A 21,917-nucleotide genomic window follows, 5' to 3' on the forward strand; every position below is an offset into this window, starting at 1 on the left:
CTCAGAGCAGAGCCAGCAAGAAAATCAACTCGCCAAGTTCAATGGCAGCGCCCAGCGTATCGCCGGTTTGCCCACCCAACGTGCGTTTTAATAACTGCCCAAGAATAAAAATCGCCACCATTGTGACAACCAGCGCTGCCACGCCGCGCATGCCGGGAAGCAGCACGGCGGCAAGGATCGCCGCCAATCCCAACGTAACGCAGGTTTGACGCCCGGTGACTTTACCAATAAAAACGTTACCCAGCCCTTCTTCGCGGGCATAGCGATGCCGATACATCAGCAACACCGCCGTTCCTCGCCCGGCGACACATGCCGCCGCCAGCGCAGCCAGCATCGGCGTGCCACGCAAAGCCAGTTCGCTCACCACCAGCACCTTCGCCAGTAAAACGAAAATTAGCGCCAGTCCACCGTGGGTTCCCAGACGACTGTCGCGCATGATTTCCAGCATCCGCTCGCGTCGGCGCGCCGAAAAAATGCCGTCACAGGTATCCGCCAGACCATCCAGATGAAATCCTCCGGTCAATAACGCCAGGGTTAACACTGCAAACAGCGCCGCCAGTGGGATACCGCACCAGGCCTGCAGCGCCATAAAGACCAGCCCCGTCAACCCTCCCAACACGACGCCAATCAGGGGAAACATCACAATACCGCGGGAATAGTGCTCGAAATCCAGTCCTTGCGACCAGCGAGCAGGAACGGGCAAGCGACTGATAAAAGAGAGCATTGCCCAGAACAACTTACTCATTTAATTTTGACTCCAATTCCTGATACCACCAGCCAGACCTCATCAGCTGCCGCCGCCAGTCGCTGGTTCACGCGTCCTGCAATATCACGAAAATGCCGCGCCAGACGGTTCTCCGGCACAATCCCCATTCCCACTTCGTTAGTGACCAACACGATCTTTGCCGGGCAGCGCTGACAGGCTGCAATCAGCGAAAGGATTTCACCTTCGATAGACTGCTCCATCGCCGCGTAATCCCAGCTATCCGGATCGCTGTCACCGCCCAGAGCAAACAGCAGGTTGGTCACCATCGTAGTGATGCATTCAAGCAGAATGGCTTCCTGAGGATCGTTCGCTGCCGTGATCAGTTCATCAAGATGTTGCCAACGTTCGGCTGTACGCCAGTGCGCAGGACGTCCATCGCGATGATGCTGAATTCGCGCAGCCATCTCCTCATCAAAAATCTGCGAAGTCGCAATATACAAAACGTTTGGGGAATCAGCGATCAGCGCTTCCGCATGCCGACTCTTACCGCTTCGCGCGCCGCCAGTAACCAGAATCATCATACTGGCTCCCGGTGTTGCTGCATGATGGTATAAATTTTCTCAATATCGATGTGTTGCCGCATCGCATCCGCCAGCAGATCAAACTGCTGCGATTTATATTGCGCGTAATGGAAGGTGGAATCCAGCGGAGCTAACCCTTTACGTTCTCGCAGGCCATTGACCAACGCACGGGTGAAATCATCGCTGTCGAAAAGACCGTGAAGATAGGTGCCGAACGCCAGACCATCCGCAGTGACCGCGCCGTCAACAACGTTGCAGCCGTCTTTGTGCAACGTCATCACCGACTGACATTCATCGGTTAATGCTGTTTCGCCCATATGAATTTCATAACCGCGAACGGATAACCCCGCCGTGCCCGCCAGCCAGTCAGGCAGCGATGAGGACATTTGCCCCTTAACCAGGGTCGTGGTTTTGTGCTGAGCAAAATGGGTGACGGTATTGAGCAAGCCCAGCCCCGGCAGCGTACCGAGTCCTGACTCCACTTCATCAATGATGGTATCGCCGAGCATTTGATAACCGCCGCAAATCCCCACCACCGGTACGTTATTACGATGCAATTGCACGACGCCATGCGCCATCCCGCTTTCACGTAGCCACACCAGATCGCCAAGGGTATTTTTGCTGCCGGGCAAAATCACCAGATCGGCCCCCGCCAGCTCTTCAGGCTGGCGAACATAGCGCACACGCACATCCGGCTGCGCAGCAAGCGCATTGAAATCCGTAAAGTTAGAAATGTGCGGTATTTGCACAACGGCGATGTCGATGTCGCGTTTGTCAGTGCGCAAATACTTGCCCTTTTGCAGCGCAACGCCATCTTCATCTTCCAGATCAACATCCAGCCATGGCATCACACCCAGCACCGGAACACCGGTCAGCGCTTCAATTTGCTCGATACCGGAGTGCAGCAGCGTCACATCACCGCGAAACTTATTGATGATCACCCCTTTTACGCGTGCGCGTTCGTGATCGTGCAACAGCGCCAGCGTGCCGTAAATGGAGGCGAACACCCCACCACGATCGATATCCGCCACCAAAACGACAGGGCACTGCGCCATTTCTGCCATGCCCATATTGACGATATCGCGATCGCGCAGGTTAATCTCTGCCGGGCTCCCCGCACCTTCCAGCACCAGCACATCGAACTCTTGCGCCAGGCTGTTATAAACTGACAGGATCTGTTCCCGCAGACGTGGTTTGTACTCGTGGTAACTCACCGCGTCCATATCAGTCGCTACTTTGCCCATCAGCACTACCTGCGCTTTGCGATCGCTGGTCGGTTTAAGCAGAACCGGGTTCATACGCACATCTGGCGTAATACCTGCGGCTTCAGCCTGAAAAATTTGCGCGCGGCCCATTTCTTTTCCCTCTGGCGTAATGCCAGAGTTCAGCGCCATGTTCTGCGATTTGAACGGTGCGGTATGCAGTCCATCCTGATAAAAAATACGACACAGCCCGGCGACCAATACGCTTTTACCCACATCAGATGCCGTTCCCTGCAACATTATTGCCTGCGTCATGACGCCTCCTTCAGTGCGTTCTCTCGCATACAGCTAAAAAATTCAGCCTCTGTTTTACACAGCGGGAAGCCCAACTCGGTATGCAGCTTCACCAGCCAGGGCTGAGTTAATCCCGCTTGTTCAATAAGATCCGTACGGGCGAAAACGTCGCCTGGCGTGCCGTGCGTGAGTACTTCGCCCCGGCGTAAAACGTACACCGCATCGCTGACTTCATAGATAAGATCGATATCATGGCTTGAAATTACGACATGGTTTCCTTGCGCTACGATGCGTTTGATAATCTCAATCATCTGCGTGCGGCCTGACGGGTCGAGGCCCGCAGTAGGTTCATCCAGCAGCAGATACTGCGCCTGCAACACCAACGCCCCGGCTATCGCTACGCGTTTTTTTTGCCCATGGCTTAAACACTGAATGGGCTGATGGCGAAAATGCTGGGCGTCGACCAGCGTAAGCGCATCTTCCACGCGTCGGGCGATTTCAGCCTCATCCACCCCGAGATTGCGCAGGCTAAAGGCGATATCGCTGTCGATATCGGTATAAAAGATTTGCTGATCGGGGTCCTGAAATACCGTTGCCACCTGTTGACGCAGCGCCAGCAGGCCGCGTTTGCTGTAATCCAGCGGTTTGCCCTGCCACATCACCGCGCCTTGCTGTGGGCGCAATAAGCCACTCAGGTTCATAAACAGCGTGGATTTCCCGCAACCATTAGCGCCTACCAACCCGGTGACGGCATGCGTAGAAAAATCCAGCGTTAGCCCTTTGAGGATCGGGTCATCCTGATAGCGAAACCAAAGCGCTGAGGTGGCAAGCATACTTTTCCTTACAGGTGAAAATCACCCTGATAAAGTTTGATATCCAGTGTGGTGGTCATTTGCTGGTAGCGGATCAACACGCGGGTGAACAGCAATCCCACCAGCATTGCCAGAGAGCGGTAGCCCAACGGCAAGCTACGATAACCAAAACGCAGCGTTTGTGCGCGGTGAATAGCCAGCGCCTCGTCTAAGAGAATAAAAATAAACCGCCAGGTCAGCAGGATCTGCTCAGTTAACAGGCGAGGAACGTGCGCGCGTTTGAGTAGGATAATTAATTGCGGAAACGGCAGATTCAGTACCAGCCAGAAGGTTGCCGCCAGCGCTGCAAGGCTGCGCCAGAACGTTTCATTCGCTGTCACCAGACCTGGTGCGCTGATTCCCAACCAGTAACTTCCCACAGGTATGCTGGCCAACAGCGTCTGTGGATCGCGGCTGATGCTAAACAGGATGGTCACTACGCCAACCGCCAGAAAACCAAACGGTAATGCCATCCAACGGCACCAGCGCCAGAATGAAATACGCAGCAGCCAGCAGCTCAGCGCGGCAATCAATAACAGCTCAATACCCTGCCCCAACGGGGGCAGAGTAAACGCCAGAATCATCATCACCAGCCAGAGCAGAAATTTCCGCACTGGCGAGACATGAACCCAACGGCTTTGATAGCTAAGCCTGTCAAGCCCGGTCATCACGGCGTTGCCTGCCCTTGGTATAACCCAGGATATAGAAAATCACGGCTGCGCCCAGCGATCCCTGAAGTGTAAACAGCAGACTTTCAATTTCACCGCTTGCCGGTTCATACAGCGGCTGGAACCAGGGTTCATAATGCGGGGCAATAGCCTGAATCTGACTCTCAGCCTCACCGTCTGAACCGCCGTACTCTCCACCGTGGTTGATAAAGAACGGCAGGATCACCAGCGCCACAACCATGCCCAATATAATCAGCGTCTTTTTCATCGTTAATGTCCTTGTGCGGTTATTAACTGGCGTTTGGTCAGCTGATCGTAAATCAGCACGGTGAGTAACCCTTCCGCAATCGCGATTGGGATCTGCGTCAGACAGAAAATCCCCATGAACTTAATGATTGAACCGGTAGCGCCAGCAGAGGGATCCGGGAACGCCACGCCCAGCTGTACCGACGTCACAAAATAGGTGACGAGATCCGCCAGCATCGCGCACAAGAAGACGCAAACATCACGACGCAGCCCTGCACGGCAGGCCATTTTCCACACCATGTAACCCACTACCGGGCCAATTACCGCCATCGACATGCCGTTCGCGCCAAGCGTCGTTAAACCACCGTGTGCCAGCAGCAGTGCCTGGAACAGCAGAACGATCGCCCCGAGGATGGCTACTACGCCAGGTCCAAACAGGATAACTGCCAGGCCTACGCCGGTAGGGTGTGAACAACTTCCGGTAACGGAAGGAATTTTCAGCGCCGACAGCACAAAGATAAAGGCGCCGCACAGTGCCAGTAAGACTTTCTGGTGGTTATCTTCCTGCACGATTTGGCGCAAGCGCACCAGCCCGTACCACAGGCAGGGTAAAAACAGCAGCCACCATGCCAGCGCCCACATCGGCGGCAAGAAGCCTTCCATAATGTGCATGGCGAACGCTTGCTCAGGAACAATCATCAGTAATAGCGCCGCAGCCAACCCGCTGAAAGACAGCTGTTTTAGCTGTTGTTCAAGCTTCATTGTGCATACTCCCACTGTTTGTTGACCAGAATGGTCGAGAAATAAGGCAGCGGCTGATCGTCGCTCACCTCATCGAGATGACGCCAGCACTGTTCACCTGGCAGCGTGGCTTCAGACATCATTAATGCGCAGCCCAACAAACCTTCTTGTTGCAGCAGCGCTTTGATACGCGCAAAACGACCGTACACTTTCATCAACACCAGACTGTCATGCTGCTTTAACGCCTGCTGAATTTCAGCTTCCGGCGCGGTACAGGAGACCACTGCCAGCGATTGTTGCTCCATGGCGAGCGGGGTTTTCGAACGCGCGGCAATCGCAGCGAAAGAAGTCACGCCCGGGACGATTTCTAACCAGTCAGGCGAACCAATGCGCTGCAGTAAAAAGACCCAGGTACTGAACAGCATGGCGTCGCCGAGCGTAATAAAGCCTACTTTTTTTCCAGCTTCGACTTCCTGAACCAGCGCGGTTGCAACCTCATCCCAGACGGCCTCTTTTTCCGCGCTGTCGGCACTCATGGGAAAATGGCAGCAGCGGACCTCGGTCTGCTCGCCGATATACTCCCGTACAATCGACAGCGCCAGGCTATCGCCGCCTTTACGCCCGGCAGGCGCATAGAGAATATCCAGCATGCCCAGCGTACGTGCAGCACGTACGGTGATCAGATCGGAAGCGCCAGGTCCGGTGCTTAATGCGTACAGTTTCCCGCTCATGCAGCTTCCTCCAGCGCCACATTAAGCGCCTGCTGTAAATGTGCCACGAACATGGCGCGAACCGCCGGATTCTCACCCAGTCCACTGAGCCATGGCGTAGCCGTTATCCCGGCCGCATTGAACAATGTTTTCCACGAATCATCTTCGTCAGAGGCCATATCATTGATGGCATGGTCACCAGCAACTAACATCAGCGGCATCAGATGCACCGCCGTCACCCCTTCCTGGGATAAACTTTCAATCAGCACATCCACTTCCGGATAGCTTTCCACCGCCCCAACCCGCGCCGGAAAGCGCTGCGCCGTCATCATATGGTCGAGACAGGCATAGGCGGCAAAGGCATGATGGCTGGCGCCGTGTCCCATAAACACCACTTTTTCATTTTCTCTAAGCGTCGGCATTTGCTGTTGCAGCGCCAGCATCAGCTGGGCGTAATCTTCATGGCTGCTCAGTAGCGGTACACCCAGCGTCAGGCGTGAAAACAGCGGACGCATACTTTGCACTTCGCGGACAATTTTTTCGTATTCGTCGCCATTGATAATGTGCAGCGACTGAATAGCCACATCCTGATACCCCTGCTCCGCCAGTTTTTGCAGCGCCTGCAGCGGTGTGTCGATTTCAATGCCGTCACGCTGCTTGAGCTTGCGGATAATCATCCCGGAGGTAAACGCCCGGAACAGGTCGCGGTCAGGGCAACTGGCTGCGAGATCGCGCTCACAGGCCACAATATTTTTTTCACAGGTGTCGTGATAGCTGGTGCCAAAGCTGACCACCAGAAGCGCCTTTTTCATCTCTAACTCCTTAAGCCGCGGCCAGCCAGCGCGTTAAACGCGCCGCAAAGGCGGCCTGACTTTCCAGTAACTCGTCTCCCGTCACCAACGGTGCCGGACGTGTAATCACGATGCAGGGGATACCGGCATCCAGACAGGGTTGAACTTTTTCCTGATAACCACCTTCAGCGCCTGAAGCCTTAGTGATCACCACATCAGCCTGACACTGGCGATAAAACGCGGCGTTGAACTCGGCGCTAAACGGCCCACACAGTGCGAAGATTTCACCGACGCCAAATCCCAGATCCGCGCATTGCTGAATGACCTCAGGTACAGGCAGAACGCGCGCCAGCAGCGTTTTTTCAGGCAACCCTTCGCGCCAGATGGCCAGATCTTTACTGCCAGTCGTCAACAGCACGCGATCGCCGAAGCGTCGCGCCACCTCACAGGCTTGCGGAATACTTTGTACGGTATACAGCTGCGGGTGAGTTAATCCGCTCAACTGCTCAGGGCGCTGGTAGCGGCTCAGCAGTACGCCCGCCGCTGCGCAGGCATTCATGATGTTGCGACTCACCACCTCGGCGTACGGATGCGAGGCATCGATCACCCAGCGCGTCTGATTTTCCTGCAGCCAGGCAATCATTTGCTCGCGTTCCAGACGCCCGCAACGCACCTGGCCTTTGATGTCTCCCGCCAGCTGTTTCCCTGTTGGGGTCGCAACTGACAGGGTGTAGGCCACGTTTGCCGCATCCAGTTGCTGGCACAGCATGCGCGCGTCGCTGGTGCCGCCCATGACCAGCACATCACCATAATTCACAGCACATAACCTCGTGGTGTGATCATCAGGCCGTCCTGAACATAGGTTGTTTTATTGCCCACGATCACAAGACTGGTCATATCAACCGGCTCAAAATCCATTTCACCCAGCGTGGTCAGCCATTTTTCCTGCTTTTTACGTCCGGCTGACTTCACAATACCGACCGGCGTTTGTGCGCTCTTGCTGGCAGATAACAGCTCAAATGCGCGCGCCAGATGACCTTCACGCCCCCGACTGCGCGGGTTGTAGAAACAGATAACAAAATCGGCTTCACCGGCGGCAACGATGCGTTTTTCGATAACCGGCCACGGCGTTAACAGATCGCTTAAGCTGATGTGGCAGAAATCGTGCATCAACGGTGCCCCCAGCAAAGAGGCGGCGGCAATGCTGGCGGTCATCCCTGGTATTAACCTGACCTCAACGTCCAGCTTTTGCTTGCTGACCAGTTCGAGCACCAGCCCGGCCATACCGTAAATCCCCGCGTCACCGCTGCTGATCAGCGCCACGTTGTGCCCCGCCTGCGCCAGTTCGATCGCCGCCTGACAGCGTTCAATCTCTTTGCACATCCCGGTTTTGATCACCTGCTTGTCGCCAGTGAACGCTTTTACCAGATGGGTGTAGGTTTTATAGCCCACGATGATTTCCGCTGCCTGCAGTGCTTCAACGGCTTCCATGGTCATCATTGCCTGCGAGCCAGGGCCAATTCCAATTACGCTTAACATCAGTGTGAAACTCCCAAAGTGATAGTGACGCCCTGTTCTCGCAGGGTCTCGCCTAACAGTTGTCCGTGGCTCAACAGCCAGGCTGCAGGACCAGAAACGCTTCCTGTACCCACCGTTTTGCGAACAAACGATGAGGCCGGAAAACGGTGCTCATGCTCACGCAGCGCGTCAGCAGTAAAGGTTTCGAAAGGAACGCGGCAGCATGAAGCCAGTTGGATAAGTCCCTGTTCATCTTTTTTCAGCGTGATGCTGCCAATCGCTTTTAGCGCCAGCGGATCGAGCTGTTGGGCTTCGAGTTGGCGGGCAAGCAGCGCAGCCAGCAGCGGGAACGGCGTATCACGGCGACAACCAATTCCGGCCACAACCCGCTGCGGCACCAGCTTCCAGTGCGGAACAGGCAGCTCAGGTAAATTGGTGCGTAAGGTGATGCACACCAAAGCATCCAGTTCAGGGAGTTGGTTGAGATCGGTGACCGTAATAAATCCGCGCCGGTCGCAATGGCTGACATCCTGCGTCAGTTCGTCATCCCACCACAGCCCAACCCGCTTATTGCTGACCAACATCTGATTGACGATCTTCACCGCCGAACGGAAATCACTCATTCGGGCATTCAGTTGAAATGCCAGCGTATCCAGTGCCGCCATATCGTTCACATCCGTCGCGGTGGTGATAACCGGGTCGGCACCCAACATGCCCGCCAGATAACGAGCCAACGCATTAGCACCGCCCGCATGACCGGAGAGCAGGCTGATGACATGCTGGGCACGTTCATCAATGACCACCACCGCCGGATCGCAAAACTTGTCGTTGACCAGCGGGGCCAGTACGCGCACCGCAATGCCGGTCGCCCCGATAAAAATCAGCGCCGAATAATTCGTAAACGCTTCGCGAGCGGTATTCGCAAAGCCGTTTTCGAAGGGAATAAACCCCTCCTCCAGCAGCTTTTCACTGGTAAAACAGGTTACCGGCAGCATAGCTGCCAGACGTTTCGCCAGCACAACGCCGCCAGGAGTCAGGCAAAAAAGCGCAATTGACTCAGGCTTTACGGTATTCATGGCTAAAGTCCGCCGCATAGAGTTTGGAGTAGTGATACTCCGAGCCCAGGAAATTACCGACCAGAATAAGGGCCGTTTTACGGATGCCAGCATCGCGAACCTTGTCGCCAATATCCGCCAGGGTCCCGCGTACGGTCTGGCTTTCTGGCCAGGTTGCTTTATAGATCACCGCCACGGGCGTGGTCGCCGGATAGCCACCTTCAATCAGACGCTCAGCCACCCGATGAATACGCTGGACGGAAAGATATATCGCCATTGATGTCTGGTGGCTGGCAAAAGACTCCAGCTGTTCACGCTCTGGTACCGGGGTGCGGCCTTCCAGGCGCGTAATGATCAGGCTCTGTGACACTTCGGGCACGGTATACTCAACGCCCAGCTCCGCCGCCGCGCCGAGGAACGCGCTGACGCCGGGCACCACCTGCCAGTCAATCCCGCGTTTGGTCAGCTCCTCGCCCTGCTCGCGCACGGAACCATACAACGAGACATCGCCGGTTTGCAGACGCACGACGGTCTTACCCGCTTTCACTCCGGCTTCCATCAGATCAAGGATCTGCTCCAGATGCAGTTCGGCACTGTCGTGACATTCAGCACCGGCAGGGCAATACTCCAGCAGTTCGGTGTTAATCAGCGATCCGGCGTAGATAACAACCTGCGCCTGCTGCAGCAACCGGTAACCTTTGAGGGTAATCAGCTCGCGATCGCCAGGACCTGCGCCAACAAACCACACGCTACGGGGATCAAAAATCTCAGACATGGTTTCCTTCCTTCTGACAGGCGATAACAAATACGGGGTTATTCGGTTTAAAATAGTGACCACTGCCAAGCGCGGTAAGCGAGGAAACCTGTAGCTGCAGGCAATCCACTCCCTGTACGCCAAGATGGTCCAGATGTGTTAGCGCGGTGTTGAGGTTTTCCTGGAGGATAAATGTCATCACCAAACGCCCTGCGGGATGCAATTGACGCATCGACCAGTCAATCAGGTCGGTCAGATGACCACCGCTGCCGCCCATAAAAATGGCATCGGCTTTTTCCGCGATGGTCATGGGAGCAACGCCGGGAAAAATATCGATATTTGCGCAGGCAAAATGCTGGCGGTTTTCATCCAACAACCTGAGCGCCGCCGGGTTACGTTCGATGGCCGTTACACGTAATCCGGGATATTGCAACGCCGCCTCTATCGATACGCTGCCGGTTCCGGCGCCTATATCAATCAGGTGACTGGCGCGGTGTAATTCAAGTTTTGAGAGGGCAAGTGCGCGTACCGCTTCTTTGGTCATCGGCACTTTCTCTCCACGCAGAAACAGCTCATCTTTCATCGAGGATCACCACTGCATTCATGTCATAGTCGGCGTTAACTTCACGCACAGGCAGGAAATGGATCTTTTCGTTTTCCATCGCCAGGTTTTCGCCAATCACCATCCAGCGATGCCCCATGCCTCGGGCAATGAGCTGCTGCGCGATTTCACGCGGGCCACACAGCGCATCAGTCACCATCGCTACCTTGTTATGTCGCGCCAGCTCATCAAAACAGACGCTGCGGCCATGGCTACTGGTCAGCCACATATCGTTCATATCAATACCGGACTGCGCACACAGGTACTGCACCGCACTAATGCCGGGAATAATCCGCACATTCTCAATACCAAAATGCGCCACCATGCGCGTCCCGATGCCGTAAAACAGCGGATCGCCAGATGCCAGAACCACAACATGCTTCTCCTGGTGCGCGCTAATCCAACTCAGGAGTTCCGGGATATTGGCGCCAAGAGCAAACTGTTCACCGGCAAAATCCGGGAATTGCTGCAAATGCCGCTTTCCACCGACCAGAACATCCGCCACCGCGACCGCTTCACGTGCCGCAGGCGTCATCAAATGCAAACCGGCGGGGCCCATCCCTACAACGGTTAACATTGCATCTCCTCAGCAATCTCTGCGACCGGGCGATTACTGCCAAGAACCTGATTATCAAAGGAAAACATGATGGCATCGCAGGTCGGCGGATTTTTGGTAAAGCGCAATGTTTGCAGAACACGCATACAAATGCGCTGAGCCAGATGGTCATAAATGTGCTGGAAACCGTATGCGTCGATATGTTCCATCGCCGCTTCGGTGGTATCGCACTCGCTGACCAGCGTCAGCAGCTCCAGCGGTGCGCCAAGTAATGCGAGGTGGGCCACCAGCGTTTCCATGCGGGCATCGGCAATATGGCTATGGGTATGGAAGATCCCCGCCGCGATTTTGACGAGCTTACCGGGATGTCCCACCAGCACAATTTGCCGGAATCCAAGACGTACGGCTTCTTCAATCATGTAGCCGACAAAGTTGCTCATGGTGACTACAACCTGGGTGTCGATACCCATCTGCTCGCGCACAAAACGCTCGCCGTGGTTTCCCGGCACCAGTACGACACGCTCCAGCCCAGCCGCCCGCTTAATTTCCAGCTCCAGCGACAGCGAACGTTTCCAGCTCTCTTCCGACATCGGCGTGACAATACCCGTGGTGCCGATAATCGAAATGCCGCCCAGAATGCCAAGGCGGGAGTTGTAGGTTTTTTGCGCCCGTTCTTCGCCTTCTGGCGCGAAGATTTCAATCTGCGCCCCACGATTTGGGCCAATCGCTTCGCGGACGGCAGATTCGATGGTCTGGCGAGGTGTACGGTTAATCGCCGAACTGCCGACCGGTAGGCCAATCCCTTTGCGGGTTACCGTACCGACCCCTTCACCGCCCTGTAAGGCAATCACGCCACTATCGTCTAACGTCACGCGCGCAAAAATCAGCATCCCATGTGTGGCGTCCACATCATCACCACCGTCTTTGCGGATGGCGGCTATTGCCTGCTGCCCTTCGATATGTGGCGACTCAACGTTCAGGCACAACGTCACCCCGGAAGGCGTGACGATGGAAACCTGATGGATGAGGTGTTGGCGCAATACCATCAACGCTGCCACTTTTGCCGCCGCCGTGGCGCACGATCCCGTGGTATATCCTTTACGCAGCGCTTTACCGTTGTGCCACACCGGCGTATCGAAGGCCTCGCTCATCGCGCCCCCTGCATGTGATAAAGCATGGCGTTGACGATAGCGGCAGCGACATTACTCCCCCCTTTACGGCCTAACGCGGCAATGGCGGGCAACTTGCTTTGGGTCAATGCATCTTTCGACTCTTCTGCACCAACGAATCCGACCGGTACGCCAACCACACCGCTGACAGCGACATCATGCTCAAGCAGGCGAAACAGCGCTGTTGGCGCGTTGCCAAAGACAAACAGCTTTTCCCCCTCTTCCTTCACCGCAATGTCGACAGCAGCCATGGACCGGGTAATCCCCTGCTCTTTTGCCGTACGCACAACTCTCGGGTCACTGATGTAACAGCGGCATTCACCGCCGAATTTTGCCAGCAGCGTTTTATTGATCCCGGAAAGCGCCATCGTGGTGTCGGTATAAATCACGCTCGAACGGCTAAGCGCCGCACAAAACTGCTCCAGCACATCACTGGAAAACCACAGAATGTCCAGCCAGTCGAAATCTGCCGTCGTGTGAATGACCCGCTTGATAATGGCTTCATGTAACGGACTGGCAAACTGATAGTCCGGACGGGTTTCACGGATGATCTCGCCAATAATGTCGAAACTTTTGGCTTCAATCGCCTGGGGTTGCTGGATATATTGCATTATGTTGTCCTCAGGCTACACCGGCCCACAGCCACCGCAGCGCAATAAACAGCGCCAGTGCCAGCGTCGATGCCACCCACATCAGTCGAATCGTATGGGAAATGTCGTCTACCGAAATGTCGCGTTGCGCATCACCGATCCACGGTTTCTCAACGCGCTCGCCAAAGTAGTCATTAGGACCACCCAGACGAATGCCTAATGCCCCGGCTACGGATGCCTCTGACCACGCACAGTTTGGGCTGCTGTGGTTGTAGCGATCGCGCCAGCCAATCTGTAAAGCTCGCGAGCCGTCTTTACGGCATAAAAATGCCGCCACGCCCAGCAGCAGCCAGCTCAGTCTTGCAGGAATAAAGTTCGCGACATCGTCCAGACGCGCGCTGACCATACCGATAGCGCGGTATTTTTCATGTTTGTAGCCCACCATGGAGTCAAGGGTGTTTACCGCTTTGTAGGCCATCGCCAGGGGCGCACCGCCGAGAAGGAGAAAAAACAGCGGCGCGATAATGCCGTCTACGGTGTTTTCAGCCACGGTTTCCACCACCGCACGATTGATCTGTTGCGGTTGCAGTTGCGAGGTATCACGCCCCACTATCCACGACAGTTTTTCCCGACTCGCAGCAAGGTCACCGGCCCGTAGAGGACGTTCGACATCCTGTGCGGCATTCGCCAGGCATCGCCCGGCCAGCACGGTAAAGATCATCCATACCTCTACCACCCAACCCAACCAGGGGTGAACAGATTTTGCCAGTACCAGCACGCCCCAGGACGCAGCCCAGGTCAGACCAACCACCACAATCCACATCACCGCGCCACCAATGCGCAGCGCTCGGTCGCTATGACAATAACGCCGAATAATTCGCTGCACGGCAGAAATCAGATTGCCAATCCAGCGCACCGGATGCGGCCAGTTCTGCGGATCACCGATGATAAAATCAAGCAGCCAGGCAACACACCACGCAAGGATCGTCATAGCGCGCTCCTCGCGGCTGTCAGCCAGTGGCTAAGCATCTGCGGACGTTGAGCAAAATGAACGTGTAAATAGCTGGCAAAGGTGTTTCCAACCTGCCAGCCGCCGGACCAGGCTTGCAGCGTTTTACCATCGCGCACTTTGCGACAGTTCATCACCGCTGGCGTTTCAGGGGTAAAATCGGAATAGTGGAATTCATGCCCGCGCAGCACTTCCCCTTCTGCTGCTAACAATGTTTGCTGCGCGGCCTGCGCTTCGCAGTAGCCAAATCGGGTCAGACGTTTTCCCATTTTGCTGTGGCCGGGAATGATATCCGCCATCAGCCAGGTATCGCCGTTACTGTCCTCAAGCGAACTGCCGAGATACATCAGCCCCCCACACTCTGCGTAAATCGCGACGCCACGTTGATGTGCCGCTCGCAGTTGCTTCAGCATCGAGACATTGCGAGCCAGCGCCGCAGCATGTAGCTCAGGATATCCACCACCTAACCAGATCATCTGACAGTCGGGTAAGCAGGTGTCGTGCAACGGGCTAAAACGAACAATATTAAGCCCCGTACGTTCCAGCAGCGTAATGTTGTCCGGGTAGTAGAAGTTGAAGGCTTCGTCATCGGCAATTGCAAGCGTTAGCCCTGCTCCGGCATCTGCGGCAGGCAGCGCGGGCCATTCGGCAGCAGGAAGATTGGTTGACTGGCTTAATGTCAGCAGTGCGTCAATATCAAGGGTTTGCTCCAGCGTCGCGGCAAACTCCTGCCACGGTTGCTGATTGATAACCGACTCACGTGCGGTGACTAAACCCAAATGTCGTTCGGGAAGGGCAACACCATCCATACGGGGTACGTAACCTAAGACGGGTACATCGCAGTAACGTTCGATTGCGACTTTCAGTAACTGGTAATGCGTTTCGCTGTTAACTCGATTAACAATAACGCCGGCGATGTTCAGAGTGGGATCAAAATGCTGAAAACCCATTACTGTTGCGGCGATTGAGGTGGAAACGGCTTTGCCATCAACCAGTAAGATGACCGGACAGCCTAACTGTTTAGCCATCGCGGCGGTGCTGCAGTAGTTTGGGTCGGTACCATAGCCGTCATACAACCCCATCACACCTTCAATAACGGCGATATCTGCATGTCGCATCTGCTCGTTGAATAGAGCGTTCAGCGTGGGGACGGGAAGCATAAAGCTATCAAGATTGCGGGAAGCGGTACCGCATACCGCTGTATGCCAGCCGGTATCAAGGTAATCAGGACCCACTTTGCAAGGCTGGACGCGCAAACCGCGTTTTTTCAACAAGCTCAACAAGCCCAGCGTCACCGTGGTTTTACCACAGCCGCTTCCGGTACCTGCAAGAACAAATGCGTGAAAATTGGCCGCCATACCCTGATCCTGTTCAGGGTGGTAGGGGTGTAGAGATACCCAGTCTCTCGACTGTATGCATCTGAACCACCCACTTCCCACCGAAGTTGTTGGTAGTCACTGACAGGCAGGTCTTCTGGCTTAGCGTCATCCTCACCCGTCCTTCCCAATCTTGCGATCAGTGGTCCATACGGGGTCGTCAGCATCACAGCAGCGGGGGCTGCGGGGGATTCTCACCCCCTTCCCTACCACAAATGTGGCAAACCTGTCAGTTCAAGAGCCTGGTTAATTAAGCTCTCTGTTATGAGGTAAATTCACGACCTCATGACAATAATTCAGTTTAATATCTTTCCGAATTCATTCAGCCAATTTCCTGGCCTTTTCCCACATATTCATACGTTCACTTTTTGAATGAAAGTATCAGCTAAGAATAAAGAAAGTCATTCACACAGACACTGTATCTCATCACAAAAATAAAAACTGGTGCAGTTTATCCCTCTAATACCATTATTTTGTTGCGCTATGACAATTTATTGGCAGCTGTCATTATTTTTCATTTTATAATGACGGGCATAGCACCACATATCAAAAATCGGCAATAGCAAAATATTGCTATTTAAGCGGACTCTCCGCGTGAAATGACATTAATTTGCTGGCGAAATGCCTGCGGCGTAACCTGATACGTTTGACGGAACACTTTGCAAAAATAGCTGGTTTGCGAAAAGCCTAAATTACGCGCAATGCTGGCTATGCTCCAGTCACTGTGGCAAAGCAACTCTTTGGCACTTGCCATTCTCTGTTGGTTTACCCATGCGTTAAAACCGATACCCTGATATTTTTTGAACAATTTACTGAAATAGTACGGGCTAAGGAAAACATGAGAGGCAACATCTTCCAGACGCAACTCGTCTGATAAATGTGCATCAATGTAGCGCAGGGCTTTTTTCATTTTACTGTCATGGGGGTTGGTACTGCGGTTAGCGCGTACCGGCTCTGACTGCTGCGGGTTATCTTTGATAACAACAAAATTGAGTTGTTTCTTAAGGCAATTTTCGACGATGAGCTTGAGTAAATCCGCTGAGGCAATGACTCGAGAATAGTCCATCTCAGGAACATTACGGAACTCGTTGACCAGCTCTGGATCGGCTTGCCAGCGGTCATCGACGTTGAGAATATCAACGAGGCCTACATCGTTACTTAAGCGTACTTGTCCACAAAGCACAAACCCTACCAGGTGTCCCGCGATGACCAGCGGAATTGAGAAATCGGTAAGCCCGGCATGGCAGCGATAAATGCAGGGTTGATCGGACTTAGAGGCTTCCAACCCTCCACAGCGGTCGCTCATACGACAACGCGTACTATGCTGAGGATGCTGGCGCATCAACTGGCAAAAAGGAGTGAAATTAAAAAGCTCAGAAATTTCATCACCGTGAATATTGACAACCACAACAGCCAGACTGGTGGCCTGTGCAAAATCCTGTGCGATTTTATTAATGAGTTCTGAGTTCAGGGCACTCGCAGAAATCATGATAAAACCTCTCAGTTAATTTATTGTTATAAATAAAACATATTATTCACACATTCATTTTCATCTCGCGATCCAGCGCTCTGATGAAAGTCAGCATTGAACATAACAAAAGTCTCCCATTCTTGGGAGACTTTTTAAGCCGTTCAGGAAACCGGATCACGAAAACAGTTTTTACCTTTCAATAATAAACATCTTTCATGAAGCTAGCTCTCGTTTTCCTCCAACTTACACGAATTACACGGTAAATTTTTGCCAATAAAATAACGATAAATTGCTGCGCCCGCACAGGCGCCGATGATGGGAGCCACAATCGGCACGAAGAAATAAGGGATATCGCGCCCGCCGGTCATCGCAACATCACCCCACCCGGCCATCCAGGCAAACAATTTAGGACCAAAATCACGTGCCGGGTTCATCGCAAAGCCGGTAAGTGGGCCGGTTGATGCGCCGATAACAGCAACCAGAATACCAATCAACAGTGGTGCCAGAGGGCCTTTGGGAACGCCGTTACCGTCGTCCGTTAGCGCCATAATCATCCCCATCAGAATGGAGGTAATCACCACTTCGACCAGTGCGGCCTGCCAGACACTCAGTGCGGCGGCAGGATACGTGCTAAAAATACTGGCAAGTTGCAGGCTTTCCAGACTGCCGCGTACCATTTGGTGGGCTGATTCATACTCAATAAATAAACTGCCGTACAACAAATAGGCCAGCATAGCGCCACCAAAGGCACCCGCTATCTGAGCGACAGAATAAGGCAGTACTTTACGGCCAGGAAAACAGGCAAACAACCAAAGTGCGATGGTAATAGCGGGATTGAGATGGGCCCCAGAAATCCCGGCTGTCAGGTAAACTGCAAGCGAGATCCCCAAGCCCCATATGATGCAGATCTCCCACAATCCCAAACTGGCACCCGCGACTTTAAGGGCGCTCAGGCACCCAATACCAAAAAACAAAAATAGCCCGGTACCCAAAAACTCAGCAATACATTGCGCTCTTAGTGAATCGTTCATTGTGACACCTTCTAAGCAGAGTTCGTGTCTTTACCAGCGGACTCCTTGCTGGCAGGAAGATTACTTCAAGACTTACTATAAAAATCTGTATCGGCAAATTGTTGGCAATCTGCAAGCGACATACCCTTAAAAATCGTGTTGTGATAGCAAAATTTTGCTATCACCTTTATTAAAACAGGTGACAAAACGAGGATTCACCCTATTAAAAGTACATTTTCAAAATAATAAAATATTGCGAAAAGCAGAATTCCATTTTCAAACGATCATCACAATTTCATTTTTCTCGCATAGCAAATGATATTTAAACTGTCACTCAGAAAAGTGTAAATATGGAATTAACATGACCAAATAGTCATATCGATAAAGATTAAAATAACTAACAAAAACAGGATATTACAATAACTCACAGCAATTTTATCTCACTGTAACCCCACTATTTTTTCACTCTTACTTTCAACTCAGCCATTCTTTTTCCTCGCTTCTTTTTATAGTCATGAAAATCGGGACAACCCAGGCGAGGTCTTTATGCAACAAGAAGCGTTAGGAATGGTAGAAACCAAAGGCTTAACTGCAGCCATAGAGGCCGCAGATGCAATGGTGAAGTCAGCCAATGTAATGCTGGTCGGCTACGAAAAAATTGGTTCGGGGCTGGTAACAGTTATTGTCCGCGGCGATGTCGGCGCAGTCAAAGCAGCAACAGATGCCGGTGCCGCCGCAGCCCGTAATGTGGGAGAAGTGAAAGCCGTACACGTTATCCCACGCCCGCATACCGATGTAGAAAAAATCTTACCGAAGGGAATTAGCTAATGAGCAGCAATGAACTGGTTGAACAGATCATGGCGCAGGTGATTGCTCGCGTGGCAACGCCGGAACAGCAGGCTATCCCAGAAAATAATCACCCAACACGAGAAACGGCTATGGCAGAGAAAAGCTGCAGTTTAACGGAGTTTGTCGGTACCGCGATTGGCGACACCGTCGGTCTGGTAATCGCCAACGTAGACAGTGCCCTACTGGACGCAATGAAACTTGAAAAACGCTATCGCTCCATTGGCATCCTTGGCGCCCGTACTGGTGCGGGTCCACACATCATGGCCGCTGATGAAGCGGTGAAAGCCACCAATACTGAAGTCGTCAGTATTGAGTTACCACGTGATACCAAAGGCGGCGCAGGTCATGGCTCGCTGATTATTCTTGGCGGCAACGATGTTTCCGACGTGAAACGCGGCATTGAAGTCGCACTGAAAGAGCTGGATCGCACCTTTGGCGACGTTTATGCCAACGAAGCCGGTCACATCGAAATGCAATACACCGCACGCGCCAGCTACGCACTTGAAAAAGCCTTTGGCGCACCGATTGGTCGTGCCTGTGGCGTCATCGTCGGCGCACCAGCATCCGTTGGTGTCCTGATGGCTGATACTGCCCTGAAATCCGCCAACGTGGAAGTTGTGGCTTACAGCTCCCCTGCTCATGGCACCAGCTTCAGTAACGAAGCCATTCTGGTTATTTCGGGTGACTCTGGCGCTGTTCGTCAGGCTGTTATCTCTGCCCGTGAAATCGGTAAAACCGTACTCGGGACCCTCGGCTCAGAGCCGAAAAACGATCGTCCGTCCTACATCTGATATCAGTGAGGCTGATTCATGAGATCGAAAAGATTTGAAGCACTGGCGAAGCGCCCTGTGAATCAGGATGGCTTCGTTAAGGAGTGGATCGAAGAAGGCTTCATTGCGATGGAAAGCCCGAACGACCCCAAACCGTCGATTAAAATCGTCAACGGTACAGTCACTGAACTGGACGGTAAATCCGCTAGTGAATTTGACTTAATCGACCATTTTATTGCCCGCTATGGCATTAACCTGGCGCGCGCTGAAGAAGTCATGGCGATGGATTCGGTCAAACTGGCCAATATGCTTTGCGATCCTAACGTGAAGCGCAAAGACATTGTGCCGCTGACCACCGCAATGACGCCGGCAAAAATTGTCGAAGTCGTGTCCCATATGAACGTCGTTGAGATGATGATGGCCATGCAGAAAATGCGTGCTCGTCGTACACCATCTCAACAAGCGCACGTCACTAATGTCAAAGATAACCCCGTGCAAATTGCCGCTGATGCCGCTGAAGGCGCATGGCGCGGGTTTGACGAACAGGAAACGACCGTTGCCGTTGCGCGTTATGCGCCATTTAACGCCATTGCGCTGTTAGTCGGCTCACAGGTTGGACGCCCGGGCGTGTTAACTCAGTGTTCTCTGGAAGAAGCAACCGAACTCAAACTCGGGATGCTAGGCCACACTTGCTACGCTGAAACTATCTCCGTCTATGGTACTGAACCCGTCTTTACCGACGGCGATGACACGCCATGGTCTAAAGGCTTCCTCGCCTCGTCCTACGCATCCCGTGGTCTGAAAATGCGCTTTACCTCCGGCTCTGGTTCAGAAGTTCAGATGGGTTACGCCGAAGGCAAATCGATGCTTTATCTGGAAGCCCGCTGTATTTACATCACCAAAGCTGCTGGCGTACAGGGTCTGCAAAACGGTTCCGTAAGCTGCATCGGAGTCCCTTCCGCCGTGCCGTCAGGAATTCGTGCAGTGCTGGCTGAAAACCTGATCTGCTCCTCTCTGGATCTGGAATGCGCCTCCAGCAACGACCAAACCTTTACCCACTCGGATATGCGTCGTACTGCGCGTCTGCTGATGCAGTTCCTGCCGGGTACTGACTTCATTTCTTCTGGTTATTCCGCAGTGCCGAACTACGACAACATGTTTGCGGGTTCGAACGAGGATGCTGAAGATTTTGACGACTACAACGTTCTCCAGCGTGACCTGAAAGTAGACGGTGGTCTGCGCCCGGTTCGTGAAGAAGACGTTATCGCCATTCGTAACAAAGCGGCGCGTGCGCTGCAGGCCGTCTTTGCCGGGATGGGATTACCGCCAATCACTGATGAAGAAGTGGAAGCGGCGACCTACGCCCACGGTTCGAAAGATATGCCGGAACGTAACATCGTTGAAGATATCAAGTTTGCACAAGAGATCATCAACAAAAACCGTAACGGTCTGGAAGTGGTGAAAGCCCTTGCTCAGGGCGGATTTACCGATGTCGCTCAGGACATGCTCAACATCCAGAAAGCCAAGTTAACCGGGGATTACCTGCATACCTCCGCCATTATCGTTGGCGACGGACAGGTGCTATCCGCTGTCAATGATGTTAACGACTATGCCGGTCCGGCAACAGGTTATCGCCTGCAAGGCGAACGCTGGGAAGAGATCAAAAACATCCCTGGCGCACTTGATCCCAACGAGCTTGGCTAAGGGGTGAAAAATGGAAATTAATGAAAAACTGCTGCGCCAGATAATTGAAGATGTGTTGTCTGAAATGCAGACCAGCGACAAACCCGTCTCTTTCCGCGCATCTACAGCGGCAAGCGCAACTCAGGCTGCTGCGGCACAGGGCGACAGCTTTCTGACCGAGATTGGTGAAGCCAAACAAGGCCAGCAACAGGACGAAGTGATTATTGCCGTAGGGCCGGCGTTTGGCCTGTCACAAACCGTCAATATTGTTGGGATCCCGCATAAGAATATCTTGCGCGAAGTGATTGCCGGTATTGAAGAAGAAGGCATTAAAGCGCGCGTTATCCGCTGCTTTAAATCCTCCGATGTGGCGTTTGTTGCCGTTGAGGGTAACCGTCTGAGCGGTTCCGGGATCTCTATCGGTATCCAGTCAAAAGGCACGACGGTTATCCACCAGCAGGGGTTACCGCCGCTTTCAAATCTGGAGCTGTTCCCTCAGGCACCGCTTCTGACGCTGGAAACCTATCGTCAGATCGGTAAAAACGCCGCGCGTTATGCCAAGCGTGAATCTCCGCAACCGGTCCCTACGCTGAATGACCAGATGGCTCGTCCTAAGTACCAGGCGAAATCAGCCATTCTGCACATTAAAGAGACCAAATACGTTGTGACAGGCAAAAACCCGCAGGAACTGCGCGTGGCGCTTTGATAAAGGATAC

General features: G+C 53.4%; 25 protein-coding genes and 1 riboswitch. Of the genes, 4 read left to right on the forward strand and 21 right to left on the reverse strand.

Annotated features, from left to right (window positions below; translation table 11 throughout):
* Window position 1 precedes the first annotated feature (1 nt).
* From cobS to pduF, 21 genes are all read right to left on the reverse strand, one after another.
* Window positions 2-745: an adenosylcobinamide-GDP ribazoletransferase gene (gene cobS / locus G4551_RS14650; protein ID WP_003839043.1), complete on the reverse strand. Its 744-nt coding sequence runs from the start codon at window positions 743-745 to the stop codon at window positions 2-4.
* On the reverse strand, window positions 742-1,287 hold the full coding sequence (gene cobU / locus G4551_RS14655; RefSeq protein ID WP_003839041.1) for a bifunctional adenosylcobinamide kinase/adenosylcobinamide-phosphate guanylyltransferase: 546 nt from the start codon (window positions 1,285-1,287) through the stop codon (window positions 742-744). Before cobU ends, cobS begins: the two co-directional genes overlap by 4 nt.
* Window positions 1,284-2,804: a cobyric acid synthase gene (locus tag G4551_RS14660; RefSeq protein WP_003839039.1), complete on the reverse strand. Its 1,521-nt coding sequence runs from the start codon at window positions 2,802-2,804 to the stop codon at window positions 1,284-1,286. The genes cobU and G4551_RS14660 overlap by 4 nt, the downstream gene beginning before the upstream one ends.
* Window positions 2,801-3,616 carry an energy-coupling factor ABC transporter ATP-binding protein gene (locus tag G4551_RS14665; RefSeq protein WP_003839037.1) on the reverse strand — a complete coding sequence of 272 codons (816 nt, stop codon included), beginning with the start codon at window positions 3,614-3,616 and terminating at the stop codon, window positions 2,801-2,803. Before G4551_RS14665 ends, G4551_RS14660 begins: the two co-directional genes overlap by 4 nt.
* Before the next feature lie 8 nt (window positions 3,617-3,624).
* Complete coding sequence (locus G4551_RS14670) at window positions 3,625-4,302, reverse strand: energy-coupling factor ABC transporter transmembrane protein (RefSeq protein ID WP_003030290.1); 678 nt, start codon at window positions 4,300-4,302, stop codon at window positions 3,625-3,627.
* Window positions 4,289-4,570, reverse strand: a complete 282-nt coding sequence (locus tag G4551_RS14675) for an energy-coupling factor ABC transporter substrate-binding protein (protein WP_003030289.1) — start codon at window positions 4,568-4,570, stop codon at window positions 4,289-4,291. The genes G4551_RS14670 and G4551_RS14675 overlap by 14 nt, the downstream gene beginning before the upstream one ends.
* Before the next feature lie 2 nt (window positions 4,571-4,572).
* Complete coding sequence (gene cbiM / locus G4551_RS14680; protein ID WP_003834098.1) at window positions 4,573-5,310, reverse strand: cobalt ECF transporter S component CbiM; 738 nt, start codon at window positions 5,308-5,310, stop codon at window positions 4,573-4,575.
* Window positions 5,307-6,020, reverse strand: a complete 714-nt coding sequence (locus tag G4551_RS14685; RefSeq protein ID WP_003839034.1) for a cobalt-factor II C(20)-methyltransferase — start codon at window positions 6,018-6,020, stop codon at window positions 5,307-5,309. The genes cbiM and G4551_RS14685 overlap by 4 nt, the downstream gene beginning before the upstream one ends.
* On the reverse strand, window positions 6,017-6,811 hold the full coding sequence (cbiK, locus tag G4551_RS14690; RefSeq protein ID WP_003839033.1) for a sirohydrochlorin cobaltochelatase: 795 nt from the start codon (window positions 6,809-6,811) through the stop codon (window positions 6,017-6,019). Before cbiK ends, G4551_RS14685 begins: the two co-directional genes overlap by 4 nt.
* A 10-nt stretch (window positions 6,812-6,821) precedes the next feature.
* Window positions 6,822-7,607, reverse strand: coding sequence for a cobalt-precorrin-6A reductase (locus G4551_RS14695; protein WP_003839032.1), 786 nt, complete (start codon window positions 7,605-7,607; stop codon window positions 6,822-6,824).
* Entirely contained in the window at window positions 7,604-8,329 is a 726-nt protein-coding gene (locus tag G4551_RS14700) for a precorrin-3B C(17)-methyltransferase (RefSeq protein WP_003030278.1), read from the reverse strand. The genes G4551_RS14695 and G4551_RS14700 overlap by 4 nt, the downstream gene beginning before the upstream one ends.
* Window positions 8,329-9,384 carry a cobalt-precorrin 5A hydrolase gene (cbiG, locus tag G4551_RS14705; RefSeq protein ID WP_003030276.1) on the reverse strand — a complete coding sequence of 352 codons (1,056 nt, stop codon included), beginning with the start codon at window positions 9,382-9,384 and terminating at the stop codon, window positions 8,329-8,331. Before cbiG ends, G4551_RS14700 begins: the two co-directional genes overlap by 1 nt.
* Window positions 9,365-10,138, reverse strand: coding sequence for a cobalt-precorrin-4 methyltransferase (locus G4551_RS14710; RefSeq protein ID WP_003030275.1), 774 nt, complete (start codon window positions 10,136-10,138; stop codon window positions 9,365-9,367). Before G4551_RS14710 ends, cbiG begins: the two co-directional genes overlap by 20 nt.
* Complete coding sequence (locus G4551_RS14715; protein WP_003030273.1) at window positions 10,131-10,700, reverse strand: decarboxylating cobalt-precorrin-6B (C(15))-methyltransferase; 570 nt, start codon at window positions 10,698-10,700, stop codon at window positions 10,131-10,133. The genes G4551_RS14710 and G4551_RS14715 overlap by 8 nt, the downstream gene beginning before the upstream one ends.
* Window positions 10,690-11,295 carry a cobalt-precorrin-7 (C(5))-methyltransferase gene (locus G4551_RS14720; protein WP_003839027.1) on the reverse strand — a complete coding sequence of 202 codons (606 nt, stop codon included), beginning with the start codon at window positions 11,293-11,295 and terminating at the stop codon, window positions 10,690-10,692. Before G4551_RS14720 ends, G4551_RS14715 begins: the two co-directional genes overlap by 11 nt.
* Window positions 11,289-12,425 (reverse strand): cobalt-precorrin-5B (C(1))-methyltransferase CbiD, encoded by a 1,137-nt coding sequence (cbiD, locus tag G4551_RS14725; RefSeq protein ID WP_003030269.1) that lies wholly within the window; start codon window positions 12,423-12,425, stop codon window positions 11,289-11,291. Before cbiD ends, G4551_RS14720 begins: the two co-directional genes overlap by 7 nt.
* Complete coding sequence (locus G4551_RS14730; protein WP_003030267.1) at window positions 12,422-13,054, reverse strand: cobalt-precorrin-8 methylmutase; 633 nt, start codon at window positions 13,052-13,054, stop codon at window positions 12,422-12,424. Before G4551_RS14730 ends, cbiD begins: the two co-directional genes overlap by 4 nt.
* A 10-nt stretch (window positions 13,055-13,064) precedes the next feature.
* On the reverse strand, window positions 13,065-14,024 hold the full coding sequence (gene cbiB / locus G4551_RS14735) for an adenosylcobinamide-phosphate synthase CbiB (RefSeq protein ID WP_003839024.1): 960 nt from the start codon (window positions 14,022-14,024) through the stop codon (window positions 13,065-13,067).
* Window positions 14,021-15,400 carry a cobyrinate a,c-diamide synthase gene (locus tag G4551_RS14740; protein ID WP_003839021.1) on the reverse strand — a complete coding sequence of 460 codons (1,380 nt, stop codon included), beginning with the start codon at window positions 15,398-15,400 and terminating at the stop codon, window positions 14,021-14,023. The genes cbiB and G4551_RS14740 overlap by 4 nt, the downstream gene beginning before the upstream one ends.
* An 88-nt stretch (window positions 15,401-15,488) precedes the next feature.
* A riboswitch (cobalamin riboswitch) is annotated at window positions 15,489-15,663 on the reverse strand.
* A 332-nt stretch (window positions 15,664-15,995) separates the two neighbouring features.
* Window positions 15,996-16,907 carry a transcriptional regulator PocR gene (pocR, locus tag G4551_RS14745; RefSeq protein ID WP_003030260.1) on the reverse strand — a complete coding sequence of 304 codons (912 nt, stop codon included), beginning with the start codon at window positions 16,905-16,907 and terminating at the stop codon, window positions 15,996-15,998.
* Between the two features lie 203 nt (window positions 16,908-17,110).
* Complete coding sequence (gene pduF / locus G4551_RS14750; protein ID WP_003839018.1) at window positions 17,111-17,920, reverse strand: propanediol diffusion facilitator PduF; 810 nt, start codon at window positions 17,918-17,920, stop codon at window positions 17,111-17,113.
* 525 nt (window positions 17,921-18,445) lie between these two features.
* Between pduF and pduA the strand changes: the two genes are divergently transcribed.
* The 4 genes from pduA to pduD are packed head-to-tail and all read left to right on the forward strand — an operon-like array spanning window position 18,446 to window position 21,907.
* Window positions 18,446-18,727, forward strand: a complete 282-nt coding sequence (gene pduA, locus G4551_RS14755; RefSeq protein ID WP_003030255.1) for a propanediol utilization microcompartment protein PduA — start codon at window positions 18,446-18,448, stop codon at window positions 18,725-18,727.
* Window positions 18,727-19,539, forward strand: a complete 813-nt coding sequence (gene pduB, locus G4551_RS14760; RefSeq protein WP_003030252.1) for a propanediol utilization microcompartment protein PduB — start codon at window positions 18,727-18,729, stop codon at window positions 19,537-19,539. Before pduA ends, pduB begins: the two co-directional genes overlap by 1 nt.
* 18 nt (window positions 19,540-19,557) lie before the next feature.
* Complete coding sequence (gene pduC, locus G4551_RS14765) at window positions 19,558-21,222, forward strand: propanediol dehydratase large subunit PduC (protein WP_003030249.1); 1,665 nt, start codon at window positions 19,558-19,560, stop codon at window positions 21,220-21,222.
* A gap of 10 nt (window positions 21,223-21,232) precedes the next feature.
* Complete coding sequence (gene pduD / locus G4551_RS14770; RefSeq protein WP_003839016.1) at window positions 21,233-21,907, forward strand: propanediol dehydratase medium subunit PduD; 675 nt, start codon at window positions 21,233-21,235, stop codon at window positions 21,905-21,907.
* The last annotated feature ends 10 nt before the right edge of the window (window positions 21,908-21,917 follow it).

It is taken from the genome of Citrobacter freundii ATCC 8090 = MTCC 1658 = NBRC 12681, assembly GCF_011064845.1.
Taxonomy (GTDB): Bacteria; Pseudomonadota; Gammaproteobacteria; order Enterobacterales; family Enterobacteriaceae; genus Citrobacter; species Citrobacter freundii.